Below are 12,908 nucleotides of genomic sequence, written 5' to 3'. Positions count from 1 at the left end.
TAAGGGCGGCCCTTAGCGATCAGATCCGTAGTTGTGGACCTTAGGTCCGGAATCGTCAACATGTGCCGAAAACCTTGCGACAGAACGCATTCAGCGTCACAGCGGGACACCCCTGGCCCGCGCGTACCTTGGGCTCCAGATTCCCCACCCGGAAGGAAACCCCATGTCGAAGAACCCCAGCACCATGTTCCGGCGGCTCGGCCTCGGCGCCGGTCTCCTGGGTGCCGCCACTGCCACCGTGGTCGCCGCCCCCGCGGCATCCGCGGCACCGGACTGCAGTCCGGCCGCGGTGTCCAACACCGTCGACTCGGTGACCGGTTCGGCACAGCAGTATCTGGCCAGCCATCCCGGCGCCAACGCCGTGGTGACTCAGGCCATGAACCAGCCGCGACCGCAGGCCGCCGCCGAGATGCGCAGTTACTTCACCGCTCACCCCCACGAGTACTACGAACTGCGCGGCATCTTGGCGCCGATCGGTGAGACGCAACGGCAGTGCCAGACCACGGTGCTTCCGCCCGGGCTGGCTTCGGCCTACGCCGAATTCATGGCCGGGTAGCGGCGAGGTAGCGGATGGCGGCCGGCGCCCCGTCGAGTTCACGGACGGACAGCTTCGGCAGCCGCGCCGCGGCGAACAGGTCGGCGATCCCGGACGGGACGGTGATCCAGCCGCTTTCGCTCAGATGCCGCACCACGTCGGTGTGTTCTCCGGAATAGAACGGTCCCGGCCCGGTCAGGCTCAGGCCGCGTCGGCGCCAGCGCTCGACCAGGGACTCGTTGTGTACCGCCTGCGGCCGGCTGGGCGGCACCGCGTGATCGGCGGCGAGCCGGCTGCCCGGAGCACTGAGCCGGGTGACACCGTCCAGCAGGCGATTCTGCGCATCCGATGGGACGTACCAGACCAGCAGACCCTCGATAACCCAGGCGGTGGGTGCGGCGGCGTCGAAACCCACCCGCCGCAGCGCCGCCGGCCAGTCGTCTCGCAGGTCGACGCCGACCGCGCGGCGGTTGGCGCTCGGCGCGCTGCCCCAGGCCCGCATGGTGGAGGTCTTGAAGTCGACCACATGCGGATGGTCGACCTCATAGACCATGGTCTCGGCCGGCCACCACAGCCGGTAGGCGCGGGTGTCCAGGCCCGAGCCCAGGATCACCGCCTGGCGGATGCCGCCGCGGGCGGCGTCGGTGAAGAACGCGTCGAAGAACTTGGTGCGCGCCGCGGAGAACTCCGCCAGCCGGGGAAATCCCCCGTCTTTACCGAGCCGGCTGATGTCCAGGTCGCCGTCGGCCACCCGAATGCAGAACTCCAGGCCCACCTTGTGCACCAGCGGCGCCGCGAACGGGTCGCTGATCAGCCCGCGTGAGGCCGCCGCCGCCCGTGCCGCCGCGAGCACGGTGGCGATGACGCCGGCGCCGGTGGCCAGGCTCCCGGCGTCGTCCTGATCGGTCGGTGCCATGGTCATGGGTCTGTACCGCAGCGGCACGGCATCAATGCGTTCTTCTGCCGGCCGGAGCACCGTGTACCACCGCCCGGATCTGATCCTCCACCCCGCTGGCCGCGGCGAACAGCATCTCGTCGCCGGCCTGCAGTGCCTCGGTCGCCCGCGGCAGGATGACCGTCTCACCGCGCTGCACCGCGACCAGGGCGGCTCCCTCCGGCAGCGCAATGTCACAGACCCGTCGACCGACCAACGGATTGTGCTCGGGCAAGGTCAGTTTCGTCAGGCTGGCCTGACTGCGCCGCAAGCCCATCAACGGCACCAGGTGGCCGACGTCGATGGCGCCCTCCACCGCCGCGACCATCGCCCGCGGGGTGGAGACCGCCACGTCGATACCCCACTCCTCGGTGAACAGCGGCTCATTGCGGGCGTTGTTGACCCGGGCCACCACCCGGGCCACCCCGAACTCCGCCTTGGCCAGCAACGCGGTGGCCAGGTTCGACTTGTCATCCCCGGTGGCGGCGATCACCACGTCGCAGATCTCGATGCCGCATTCCTGCAGTGCACTCAGCTCGCAGGCGTCGGCCAGCAGCCACTCGGCCTCCGGGACGATATGGGGCTGATAGTGCGCCGGGTTGCGCTCGATCAACAGCACCCGATGGCCGTCGCCGATCAGTTCTCGCGCGACAGATCGCCCCACCGCCCCAGCGCCGGCGATCCCGATCCGCATGATGGCTCCCCTCATCCCCCCAAGCGACCAACTGCTCCGGGTGTACCACAGCTGTGACGGCAGCTACTGATTTACTGATAGCTAACACGAACCCGCTGACCTTGAGCGAATCACACGGACGGGTCCGACCACCACCACCTGCCCGAACGGGGATCAGATGAGCCTGCAGCAGCTCTACCTGGCCCTGCTGATCGGAGGTTTGGTGCTGCTGGCCAGCATCATCGCCACTCGGGCGGCTGATCGGGTGGGCCTGCCCAGCCTGCTGCTGTTCCTGCTGGTCGGGGTGGCAATCGGCAACGACGGGCTGGGCCTGGACTTCTCCGACGTGCAGCTGGCCAGCGATCTGGGCACCACCGCCTTGGCGGTGATCCTGGTCGAAGGCGGGTTGACGACGCGCTTCGCCAACATCCGCCGGGTGCTGGCGCCGGCGGCGGTGCTGGCCACCGTCGGCGTCGCGGTCAGCATGGCGGTGATCGCGGTGGCCGCGCATCTGCTGCTGGGCGTCAGCTGGCAGTTGGCCTTCCTGCTGGGTGCGATCGTCTCACCCACGGATGCGGCCGCGGTGTTCTCCATCCTGCGGGTGCTGCCGCTGCCGCGTCGGGTGGCTGGCCTGCTGGAGGCCGAGTCCGGCTTCAACGACGCGCCCGCGGCGATCGTGGTGCTGATGCTGAGCGCCACACCGCTGGTGATCGACCCGGTTCACGCCGTCGGCGGGGTGGTCTATGAGCTGGCGACCGGCTCGACGATCGGCCTGGCCGTCGGTCTGCTCGGAGCCATGGCCCTGCGCCGCGCCGCGCTGCCGGCGTCCGGCCTGTACCCGCTGGCGACCTTCGGGCTGGCGATGGTGGCGTTCGCCGCGGCTTCATGGGTGCACGCCAGCGGGTTCATCGCCGCCTACCTGTCCGGGGTGGTGCTGGCGAACTCCGGTCTGCCGCACCGTGCGGCCATCCGCTCGTTCGCCGAGGGACTGGGCTGGCTGGCGCAGATCGGTCTGTTCGTGTTGCTCGGCCTGTTGGTCAGCCCGAGTCAGCTGTCCGGGGAGCTGATGCCGGGGCTGGTGATCGGGGCGGTGCTGCTGCTGTTGAGCCGGCCGTTGTCGGTGGTGGCCTCGCTGATCTGGTTCAAGGTGCCCTGGCGTGAACAGATCTTCCTGTCCTGGGCCGGTCTTCGTGGCGCGGTTCCGGTCGTGCTCGCGACATTCCCGATCGTCGAGGGCGTGCCGGACAGTTACCGCCTGCTCAACATCGTGTTCATCCTGGTGGTGGTCTACACGGTGGTGCAGGGCCCCACTTTGGGTTTGTTCGCGCACTGGCTGGGGCTGATACCGCGGGATGCCACCCGCGAGATCCAGGTGGAGGCCGCGCCACTGGATGTGCTGGAGGCCGAGCTGCTGACCATGACGGTGCAGCCCGGTTCGAAGCTGCACAACGTCTCGGTGCTCGAGCTGCGCCTGCCGGACCCGAGTGTCATCACCCTGATCATCCGCAAGGGCGACACCTTCGTCCCACAGCCGGACACCCGGATCACCATCGGCGACGAACTGCTCATCGTCACCACCAGCAAGACCCGCCTGTCGGCCGAACGCCGGCTGCGGGCGGTCAGCCGGCGCGGCAAGCTGGCCCACTGGTTCGACGAGTACGGCGACTCGGAGTAACCGCCCCCGTTCACTCTGCGCCTACGGCGGAGAAGTTCGAGTGGAGTCCGCCCTGGACGCAGCGTCAACGGAACGTGATGAGCGGGATCGCGGTCTCGGCCGGCGTGAGCCCGCCGTGGAAACCGATCAGCTGCGCCGTCTGCGGCGGCTCGTGTTCGGTCGCCAGGATCGCGGTGTCGCCGGTGCAGGTCACCACGACGTCGCCGATGCGGGCCAGATGCGCCTCACGCACCGGGCCGAAGACGCCGGAGGCCACCGCTTCCTCACGGGTCTGCACCGTGGCCCGCCCGGCCAGGCGTTCCGCCCACGCGGCCAGCACATCAGCCGTGGCGCCGGGCGCGGTGTGCAGGTAGCGCACCCGCGGTTCGCCGGCGACCACCCGGATTCCGTTGCTCAACACCGGCTCGGCATCCAGGTCGACGCGGGCCTGATCGGGCACGTTCAGCCCGCCGTGGTCCGCGGTGACCAGCAGCGCGCCATCGCGGGGGAGCTCCTCGAGGAGCCGGCGCAGCAGCGCGTCGACCTTTGCGGCCGCGGCATGCCAGTGCGGCGAACCGATCCCCGAGACGTGCGCGGCATGATCCAGCGCTGCGGTGTAGCCGTAGACCAGGCCGGGTGCCGCCGCGACTTCGGCGGCGAGGTGCCCGGCATAGTCGGTGCCCTTGGCGCTCGGGTGGAACTGCGCGCCCCGGTAGGCGGCCTCGGTCAATCCGCTGCCGATGAACATCTCCGGCAGCACCGCCCGCGCGCTCACCCCGGCGTCGTGCAGCCGCTCGAACCAGGTGGGCACCGGCTGCCAGGACACCGGCGACGGGTCGTCGCCCCAGAAGATGTGGGTGAGCACCCGGTCGGTCCCGGGGACGTTGACGGTGAAGCCCAGCACGCCGTGCTCCCCCGGCGACACCCCGGTGCCCAGCGAGACCAGGCTGGTCGGCGTGGTGGAGGGAAAGGTGCAGGCCAGCTCGGTCAGTTGCCCGGTGGTGCCGGACAGCACCGAGGCGAGCAGCGGGGCATCCTGGGCCAGCTGCGGCAACAGGTGATAACCCAGGCCGTCGACGAGCACCACCGCCACCCGCCGCACGTCGCCGACCCGCCCGGCCAGGTCGAGGGTGTCGGTTGCGCCCGCGACCCCGAGCACCGCGGCCGCGGACGGCAGGACGTCGCAGATCGATCCGGGCACCGGTTCAGCCTGCCACGGCACCGACCGCGCCTACAGCGACCGGGCGATGATCTCCTTCATGATCTCGTTGGTGCCGGCGTAGATCTTCTGCACCCGGTTGTCGGCCCACGCCCGCGCGATCGGGTACTCGGTCATGTAGCCATAGCCGCCGTAGAGCTGCAGGCATTCGTCGAGCGCGACCATCGCCCGATCGGTGGTCCACCACTTGGCCATCGCGACGGTGGTGATGTCCAACTCCCCGCGGATGTGCCGGGAGACGCAGTCGTCGATGAAGACCCGGGCGATCCGCGCTTCGGTGGCCACCTCGGCGAGCTTGAATTTGGTGTTCTGGAAGCCGAAGATCGGCCGGCCGAAGGCGTGCCGGTCCTTGGTGTAGGCGATGGTCTGCGCCAGCGCTTCCTCCATACCGGCCACCGAGCCGACCGCGATGATCAGCCGCTCCTGCGGCAGCTGCTGCATCAGCTGGATGAACCCCTGACCCTCCTCGGTGCCCAGCAGGTTCGACGTCGGAATCCGGACATCCTCGAAGGACAACTCGGCGGTGTCCTGACCGCGCTGCCCGACCTTGTCCAACAGCCGCCCGCACCGGAAGCCGGGCCGGTCCGCCTCCACCAGCACCAGCGAGATCCCGCTGGCGCCTTCCGAAGTGTCGGTCTTGACCACGACGATGATCAACCCGGCCTGGGCGCCGTTGGTGATGAAGGTTTTCGAGCCGTTGACCACGTATTCGTCACCGTCGCGGACAGCCTTGGTCCGCACCGCCTGCAGATCCGAGCCGGTACCGGGTTCGGTCATCGCGATGGCCGCGACGGTCTCACCGCTGGCCATCCGTGGCAGCCACTGACGCTTCTGCTCGTCGGTGCCGTAGCTGTTGATGTAGTGCGCGGCGATCGCGTTGTGCACGCTCTGGCCCCATGAGGTGTCGCCGATGCGTGCCTGCTCCTCCATCAGCACCGCTTCGTGGGCGAATGTGCCTCCGCCACCGCCGAATTCCTCCGGAATCGACATACACAGCAGGCCGAGCTCACCGGCTTTGTTCCACAGCTCGCGGTCGACGTGATGCTGGTCGATGAACCGCTCGGCGTGGGGTTTGATCTCCTTCTCACAGAATGAGCGAGCGAGTTCCCGCACCGCGTCGAGGTCGTCGTCGAGCCAGCTGGAACGGTATGCGGTCATCACCAGGTCTTTTCTTTGGGCAGCAGCAATTTCCGGGTTCTTCGACACCGCATGCTAGTCGCCGAAGTTGACGCCGGAGGCCGGCTTACCCGTGGCCGTCGATTTCGGGTATTCCGACGTGGGGCTTGGTGGCGCTGGCGTTCGTCTTGGGCTTCGCGCCGTGCCCGGCGTGCGAACCGGAACCATTGGAGCCACCACCGTTACCACCGGAGCCGTTACCGGAGCTGGGCAGGCTGACCTTCGGGAACTTGAGCGAGTTGTCGGAGCTGCTGTCGTCCTGCTCGTACGTGGGCGTGTCGTCCTCGTCGGGCTTGGCCGCCGGGCGCGGCTCCGAGCCGGACTCTGCGGGCGCGCTGCGGAACAGCTGGGCGAGCTGGGCCAGCGGGTCCTGAAGAACACCGGAGGCGTCGAGGGCCGCGGGATCTCCCGGGGCGCCGGGCGCCTCGGCGCTTGCCGGCCCGATGTCCGTGTCGAGCAGATCCTCGATGTCGGCGTGCGCAACGGGAGCGGCGAACAGGCAGATTCCCAACGACAGCAGTGCCGTGACCGCACCGCGGGCAGTCATCACCCGACGCATCTGCGAAGCCCTTCCTCGATACCCGAGCGATGGTCTGCTCGGCGAGGAAGAACGTAGCCCCGCCGGGTCCGATTTCGCGAACCGAAAAGCCGTCGAACAACAATATTCAAGCACCGTTCATCTGCCGTCATCCGTCAAGCCATCCGATTCACGTTTTCCCAGGTGGCAGCGGTAATTGAGACGACCGTCACACCGGTTCGGGCCGAAATCACGGCTGAATGATTCGGCCGGCCACCTGACGGCGCCCGCCATTCTTGACTCGGCACCGGAGATCACCGCTGTCCGGCAGAAAAAATCAGGGCGAGCGATAAGCTCCCGCAACCGCGGTCACGGCGTCGACGCGACGAATCGCCCCCAGGTCGACACACCGGCGGGCTAGCGTTCACCGGATGAGCACACCCCCGATCGACCTCGGTTCCTGGATCTCCCGGCGGGCGGCGGCCACCCCGAATCTTCCGGCGATCACGTTCGGCGAAAGCACCTGGAGCTACCGGGATTTCGCGGATCGCGTCGATCGGCTGGCGGCCGAGCTGGCCGCCGGCGGCATGCGTCGCGGGGATCGGGTCGGTTACGCCGGCCTCAACCACCCGGATTTTCTGGTCACGCTGTTCGCCGCGGCCCGGATCGGGGCGACGTTCGTTCCGTTGAACTGGCGGCTCACCGCCGACGAACTCGGCTACATCCTGGGCAACGCCCAGGTGCACACCCTGCTGGCCGACGCCGAACGCGCGACGGTGGTCGATCCGGTGCGCGCCGCGGCCGGCCTGCACCGCGTGATCGCCCTGGCCCCGGTCCCGGGTTGGGAGGTGCTCGACGAGCTGCTGGCCGAGCGCGCCCCGCTGACCGACCCGGTGTTCGCCGAGCCCGATGACGTCGCGATCATCATGTACACCTCGGGCACCACCGGGCACCCCAAGGGCGCCATGCTCACTCACGCAAACCTGTTCTGGAACAACATCAATGCCCTGCTGACGTTCGACACCAGCCAGAACGACGTGTCGTTGGTCTGCGCGCCGCTGTTTCACATCGGCGGGCTCAACGTCACCACGCTGCTGACCCTGCAGAAGGGCGGCCGGATCGTGCTGATGCCCACCTTCGATCCGGCCGAAGCGCTGCGGCTCATCACCGAACACCGGGTCACCACCATGTTCGGGGTGCCGGCGATGTTCCTGTTCATGAGTCAGCAGCCGCAGTTCGCCGACACCGACCTGTCCAGCGTGCGCAACTTCGTCTGTGGCGGCGCGCCGGTGCCCGAGCCGCTGATCCACCGCTACGGCGAGCGCGGCATCCCGTTCGCACAGGGTTACGGGCTCACCGAGACCGCGCCACTGGCCCTGGTGCTGCGCACCGACGAGGTCGGCGTGAAGATCGGCGCCGCGGGCAACCAGGTGCTGCCGCTGTCGGATGTGCGACTGGTCGACGCCGACAACCGGCCGGTGCCCGCGGGTGCACGCGGGGAGATCTGCGTGCGGGGCCCGCAGGTGATGGCCGGCTACTGGCGAAACCCGGAGGCCACCGCCGCGGTGATCGATGACGAGGGTTGGTTTCACACCGGCGATATCGGTCAGGCCGACGACGAGGGCTACGTCTGGGTGCTCGACCGGGTGAAGGACATGGTGATCTCCGGCGGCGAGAACGTCTACCCCGCCGAGGTCGAAGACGTGCTCTATGGGCATCCGGCCGTCGCCGAGGTGGCCGTGCTGGGCACCCCGCACGAGAAGTGGGGTGAGGCCGTGACCGCGGTGGTGGTGCTGCGATCAGGCGCGACGCTGGAACTCGACGAACTGCGCGAGTTCGCCCGGGAAAAGCTTGCGGCGTTCAAACTGCCGATTCGGCTGGAATTCGTCGATGCCCTGCCCCGCACCCAGTCCGGCAAAGTGGTGAAGTACCGGTTGCGCGAGGTGATTTCGGGTCAGCGCGACACTCAGTGACCTCGCAGGGTCCGCCAAGGTGATCCGCAGTGGTCATCCGGTGCACTGCAGACTTCGTTAGGTCAAGGTAAATTCCGGGTCTGAGATCCCTGAATCCGGTTCGGCGTTGAGGCCGCGACCGCCCCGCTGAGAGGTACCCCATGTCGCGCCAACGCAGAATCGTTGCACCGCAGCGCCGTCACCGCACTCTCGCGGGGGGCGCCGCGCTGGCACTGGGGCTGAGCCCCCTGGGGTTGGCGCCCGCCGCCAACGCCGACCTGGAAGATCTGCTCGACCCGAGCTACTGGTTCGACGTGAGCAGCTGGTTCGACGGCGATCAGTTCGCCGATATCGGCAGCGCGGTGTTCGACCCCGCCGCCCTGGGCCTCGGAGATTTCGCGCCGTGGTTCGACGGTGCGGGAGCCGCCGACTTCAGTTTCTCCACGGACAGCTTCGCCGACTTCGCCCAGAGCATCTACCTGCAGTGGCACACCGGCATGCAGGACTGGATGTCCAGTTCGTTCGGGCAGCAGGTCAATGACCTGATCAACCCGCTGTTCGCCTCCGAGACCACCTGCGGCCTGATCTGTAACGGCATCGCCGGCACCGAGGCCGATCCCGACGGCGGCGCCGGTGGCTGGCTGTTCGGCGACGGCGGCGCGGGCTACAACTCCGATGTGGCCGGTCTGGCCGGCGGCAACGGCGGTGCGGCCGGGTGGTTCGGCAACGGCGGGGCCGGCGGGGTGGGCGGCGCCGGAGCCGACGGCGGCAACGGCGGCACCAGCGGAACCGTGATCGGCATCGGCGGTGCGGGCGGCGCCGGTGGAGCCGGCCTGACCGGGGGCAACGGGGGCGACGGCGGCGACGGCGGTGCGTCCGCCGGAAGGTGGTTGTCCTTCGGGGGCGTCGGCGGCAACGGCGGGGCCGGCGGAGACGGCACCGATGTGGGTGGCGCGGGCGGCAACGGCGGGGCCGGGGGCGCCAACTCGGCGAGGTTCGGCGGCAACGGCGGCGCAGGTGGCGACGGCGGCGACGGCGGCGCGGTCGAGGCAGAGCAGGGCGTCGCCGGGGCCGGCGGCAACGGCGGCAACGGCGGCCTCGGCGCAATCCTGTTCGGCGGCCACGGCGGCGCGGGCGGCAACGGCGGCAACGGCGGCGCCGCAACCGGTGTCGACAGCACCGCCGGTGCCGGCGGCAACGGCGGGACCGGCGGCCTCGGCGGGCCGCTGTTCGGCTCCGGCGGCGGTCAGGGCGGCAACGGTGGCGCCGGTGGCGCCGCGGTCGGTGACGGCAGCGCTGCAGGCACGGGCGGCAACGGCGGGACGGGCGGACTCGGCTCGATGCTGCTTCGGGGCCAGGGCGGCGCAGGCGGTGACGGCGGCGCCGGCGGTGACGTCACCGGCGTCAACGGCACCGCCGGTGCGGGTGGTGACGGCGGCAGCGGCGGGATCGGCAGCATGTTCAGCGGTGGTAACGCCGGTGCCGGCGGAGACGGTGGAACGGGCGGTGCCGGCAACGGCGCCGGCAGCAACGCCGGCGCCGGCGGTGACGGCGGCGGCGCCGGTTCGCTGGGCAGTTTCTTCAGCTCGCCCGATCAACTCGCCGCGGTCATCCAACAGATCTCGGCCACCACCGGCAGGTCCCCTGCGGACATTCAGGAAACCCTCGACAGGCTCGAGGAGCTGTCCGGGCAGTTGACCGGGAACGCGCTGTTCCCCTCGATCAGCACCATGTTCGGTGGTAGCGGCGCCGACGGTGGCGCAGGCGGCGATGGCGGTGCGACCGTCGGCGACGGCAGTGTCGCCGGCCACGGCGGCACCGGCGGCGCGGGCAGCTCCGGTGGTCTGGTCGGTGACACCAGTACCCCGGGCAACGGTGGCGCCGGCGGTAACGGCGGCACCGCCGGCGGTACCGATGCCGTCGCCGGAAACGGCGGTGCGGGTGGCGCCGGCGCCTCGGCCAGCCCGCTCTCGGGCAATGGCGGTAACGGCGGCAACGGCGGTAGGGGCGGAAACGGCACCGACGGTGCATCCGCCGGGTACGGCGGCAACGGCGGAACAGGCGGAACCGGCAGCTTCTTCAACGGCTCCGGTGGTGCCGGCGGGTCCGGCGGTGCGGGAGGCACCAGCGGTGACGGCGTGGCCGGTCAAGGCGGTACCGGTGGCACCGGTGCCACCGGGATCGGTGGCTTTTTCGACGCTGTCGGCACCATCGCCAACGGCGGCACCCCGCCGGCTCTCGGCGCAGCCGGCGGTGGCGGCGGTGGTGGTGGCGGTGCTGGAATCGCCGGCACCGGTGGCGACGGTGGTGCCGGCGGCGCGGGTGCCCAGTCCACCGGCGGTACCGGCGGCATCGGTGGCGCCGGTGTTGATGGCGGTACCGGCGGCAACGGAGGCAACGGCGCCGCCGGCGGCGACACCCCGTACCTGGCCGAGAGCGGCAATGGCGGCAACGGAGGTGCCGGCATCGGCGCCGGAAGTACCGGAGGCAACGGTGGCGCCGGGGGTGTTGGCAGTTCCGGCCAGGGTGGTAACGGCGGCAACGGCGGCACCGGGTCCGGCGGCGGCACCGGCGGCAACGGCGGCGATGGTGGCCAGGGTGGCAGCGCCGGGCGCGGATACGTTCCGCCGCGCGACGACACCACCGATGCCAGCAGCCAGCCCGGAGGTGCCGGCGGCGCCGGCGGTAACGGGGGCAACGGCGGTGATGGCACCGCCGCGGCCGACGGAGGCCACGGCGGTACCGGCGGCGACGGCGGGAAGGGCGGAGACGCCGCCGAGACCGGCCCCGGCGGTATCGGCGGAGCGGGCGGAGCCGGGGGGCATGGCGGCCAGGTCGGGCCGAACGGCGACGGCGCCGACGGCGGTTCGGACGGCGCGGCCGGCCAGCCCGGTGGTGTTGGCGGTGACGGCGGCTCCGACGGGACGCCGGGTGCACCTGGTACTTCGAGCGGCGTCGGCGACTGACCCGGCGGTGGCAGGATGAACGGATGGCAACCAGCAGCACCGCGCCCTTCGACCCGATCGACCCGCTGAGCCTGGACACCCTGCTCTCCGACGACGAGATCGCGCTGCGCGACACCGTCGCGAAGTTCTGCGCCGAACACGTCCTGCCGCACATCGCCGACTGGTTCGAGATCGGCGACCTGCCGGCCCGCGAACTGGCCCGAGAATTCGGCAAACTCGGGTTGCTGGGCATGCACCTGCACGGTTACGGCTGCGGCGGGGCATCCGCGGTGCACTACGGACTGGCCTGCGTGGAGTTGGAGGCCGCCGACTCCGGCCTGCGCTCGCTGGTGTCGGTGCAGGGCTCGTTGGCGATGTACTCGATCTACAACAACGGTTCCGAAGAACAGAAGCAGCAGTGGCTGCCGGGCATGGCCACCGGCGAGCTGATCGGCTGCTTCGGGCTGACCGAACCCGACGTCGGCTCCGATCCGGCCGCCATGACCACCCGGGCCAAGCGGGATGGATCCGACTGGATACTCAATGGCCGCAAGATGTGGATCACCAACGGCACCATCGCCGACGTCGCGGTGGTCTGGGCGGCCACCGACGAGGGCATCCGCGGTTTCATCGTGCCCACCGACACCCCCGGGTTCTCCGCCAACACCATTCACCACAAGCTGTCACTGCGCGCCTCGATCACCAGCGAACTGGTGCTCGACGACGTGCGGCTTCCGGCCGAGGCGATGCTGCCCAAGGCGCGCGGCGTCAAGGGTGCGCTGGCCAGCCTGTCCGAGGCGCGCTACGGGATCATCTGGGGCGCAATGGGCGCGGCCCGCTCGGCCTGGCAGTCGGCCCGCGACTACGCCATGGCGCGCACGCAGTTCGGCAAACCGATCGCCGGATTCCAGCTCACCCAGGCCAAACTCGTTGACATGGCCGTCGAGCTGCACAAGGGCCAGCTCCTCTCGCTGCATCTGGGACGGCTCAAGGACAGCGCGGGGCTGCGCCCCGAGCAGGTCAGCTTCGGCAAACTCAACAACACCCGCAGCGCGCTGGAGATCTGCCGCACCGCCCGAACCATCCTGGGCGGCAACGGGATATCGCTGGAGTACCCGGTAATCCGGCACATGGTCAACCTGGAGTCGGTGCTGACCTACGAGGGCACCCCCGAGATGCATCAGCTGGTGCTGGGCCAGGCCTTCACCGGGTCGGGTGCCTTCCGCTGACGCCGGAGCCCGGCTCCGCCGAATGACCACAGGCCCCACCTTCCGCGATTAATTAACACATGGCAGAGTTGTAA

10 protein-coding genes are annotated in these 12,908 nt (G+C 69.9%); 5 read left to right on the top strand and 5 right to left on the bottom strand.

The window, feature by feature from the left end:
- Positions 1-163 precede the first annotated feature (163 nt).
- Positions 164-556, top strand: a complete 393-nt coding sequence (locus AWC16_RS11010) for a heme-binding protein (protein WP_085264787.1) — start codon at positions 164-166, stop codon at positions 554-556.
- On the opposite strand, the gene AWC16_RS11005 is transcribed toward AWC16_RS11010, so the two are convergent.
- Both AWC16_RS11005 and AWC16_RS11000 read right to left on the bottom strand, forming a co-directional pair.
- The gene (locus AWC16_RS11005) at positions 543-1,457 is read right to left on the bottom strand and encodes an SAM-dependent methyltransferase (protein WP_085264786.1); all 915 of its coding nucleotides are present in this window, start codon (positions 1,455-1,457) and stop codon (positions 543-545) included. The genes AWC16_RS11010 and AWC16_RS11005 overlap by 14 nt on opposite strands.
- Before the next feature lie 25 nt (positions 1,458-1,482).
- The gene (locus tag AWC16_RS11000; protein ID WP_085264785.1) at positions 1,483-2,163 is read right to left on the bottom strand and encodes a potassium channel family protein; all 681 of its coding nucleotides are present in this window, start codon (positions 2,161-2,163) and stop codon (positions 1,483-1,485) included.
- A gap of 157 nt (positions 2,164-2,320) precedes the next feature.
- On the opposite strand from AWC16_RS11000, the gene AWC16_RS10995 reads away from it, so the two are divergent.
- Positions 2,321-3,817: a potassium/proton antiporter gene (locus AWC16_RS10995; protein WP_085264784.1), complete on the top strand. Its 1,497-nt coding sequence runs from the start codon at positions 2,321-2,323 to the stop codon at positions 3,815-3,817.
- A gap of 64 nt (positions 3,818-3,881) precedes the next feature.
- Here AWC16_RS10995 and AWC16_RS10990 read toward each other — a convergent pair whose 3' ends face one another.
- The 3 genes from AWC16_RS10990 to AWC16_RS10980 all read right to left on the bottom strand — a co-directional run bounded on the left by AWC16_RS10990 (position 3,882) and on the right by AWC16_RS10980 (position 6,738).
- Positions 3,882-4,997: an alkaline phosphatase family protein gene (locus AWC16_RS10990; RefSeq protein WP_085264918.1), complete on the bottom strand. Its 1,116-nt coding sequence runs from the start codon at positions 4,995-4,997 to the stop codon at positions 3,882-3,884.
- Between the two features lie 30 nt (positions 4,998-5,027).
- Positions 5,028-6,173, bottom strand: a complete 1,146-nt coding sequence (locus tag AWC16_RS10985) for an acyl-CoA dehydrogenase family protein (RefSeq protein ID WP_085264783.1) — start codon at positions 6,171-6,173, stop codon at positions 5,028-5,030.
- A gap of 85 nt (positions 6,174-6,258) precedes the next feature.
- The gene (locus AWC16_RS10980) at positions 6,259-6,738 is read right to left on the bottom strand and encodes a hypothetical protein (protein ID WP_234812216.1); all 480 of its coding nucleotides are present in this window, start codon (positions 6,736-6,738) and stop codon (positions 6,259-6,261) included.
- Positions 6,739-7,139: 401 nt separating this feature from the next.
- Here AWC16_RS10980 and AWC16_RS10975 point away from each other — a divergent pair, with 401 nt between their 5' ends.
- The 3 genes from AWC16_RS10975 (at position 7,140) to AWC16_RS10960 (ending at position 12,834) form a co-directional block, all read left to right on the top strand.
- Positions 7,140-8,681, top strand: a complete 1,542-nt coding sequence (locus AWC16_RS10975; protein ID WP_085264782.1) for an acyl-CoA synthetase — start codon at positions 7,140-7,142, stop codon at positions 8,679-8,681.
- Positions 8,682-8,821: 140 nt separating this feature from the next.
- On the top strand, positions 8,822-11,626 hold the full coding sequence (locus tag AWC16_RS25540; protein ID WP_165759206.1) for a PGRS repeat-containing protein: 2,805 nt from the start codon (positions 8,822-8,824) through the stop codon (positions 11,624-11,626).
- A gap of 23 nt (positions 11,627-11,649) precedes the next feature.
- Entirely contained in the window at positions 11,650-12,834 is a 1,185-nt protein-coding gene (locus AWC16_RS10960) for an acyl-CoA dehydrogenase (RefSeq protein WP_085264781.1), read from the top strand.
- Positions 12,835-12,908 lie beyond the last annotated feature (74 nt).

It is taken from the genome of Mycolicibacter longobardus, assembly GCF_002102265.1.
GTDB lineage: Bacteria > Actinomycetota > Actinomycetes > Mycobacteriales > Mycobacteriaceae > Mycobacterium > Mycobacterium longobardum.
This window is presented reverse-complemented; position numbering and strand designations above follow the sequence as displayed.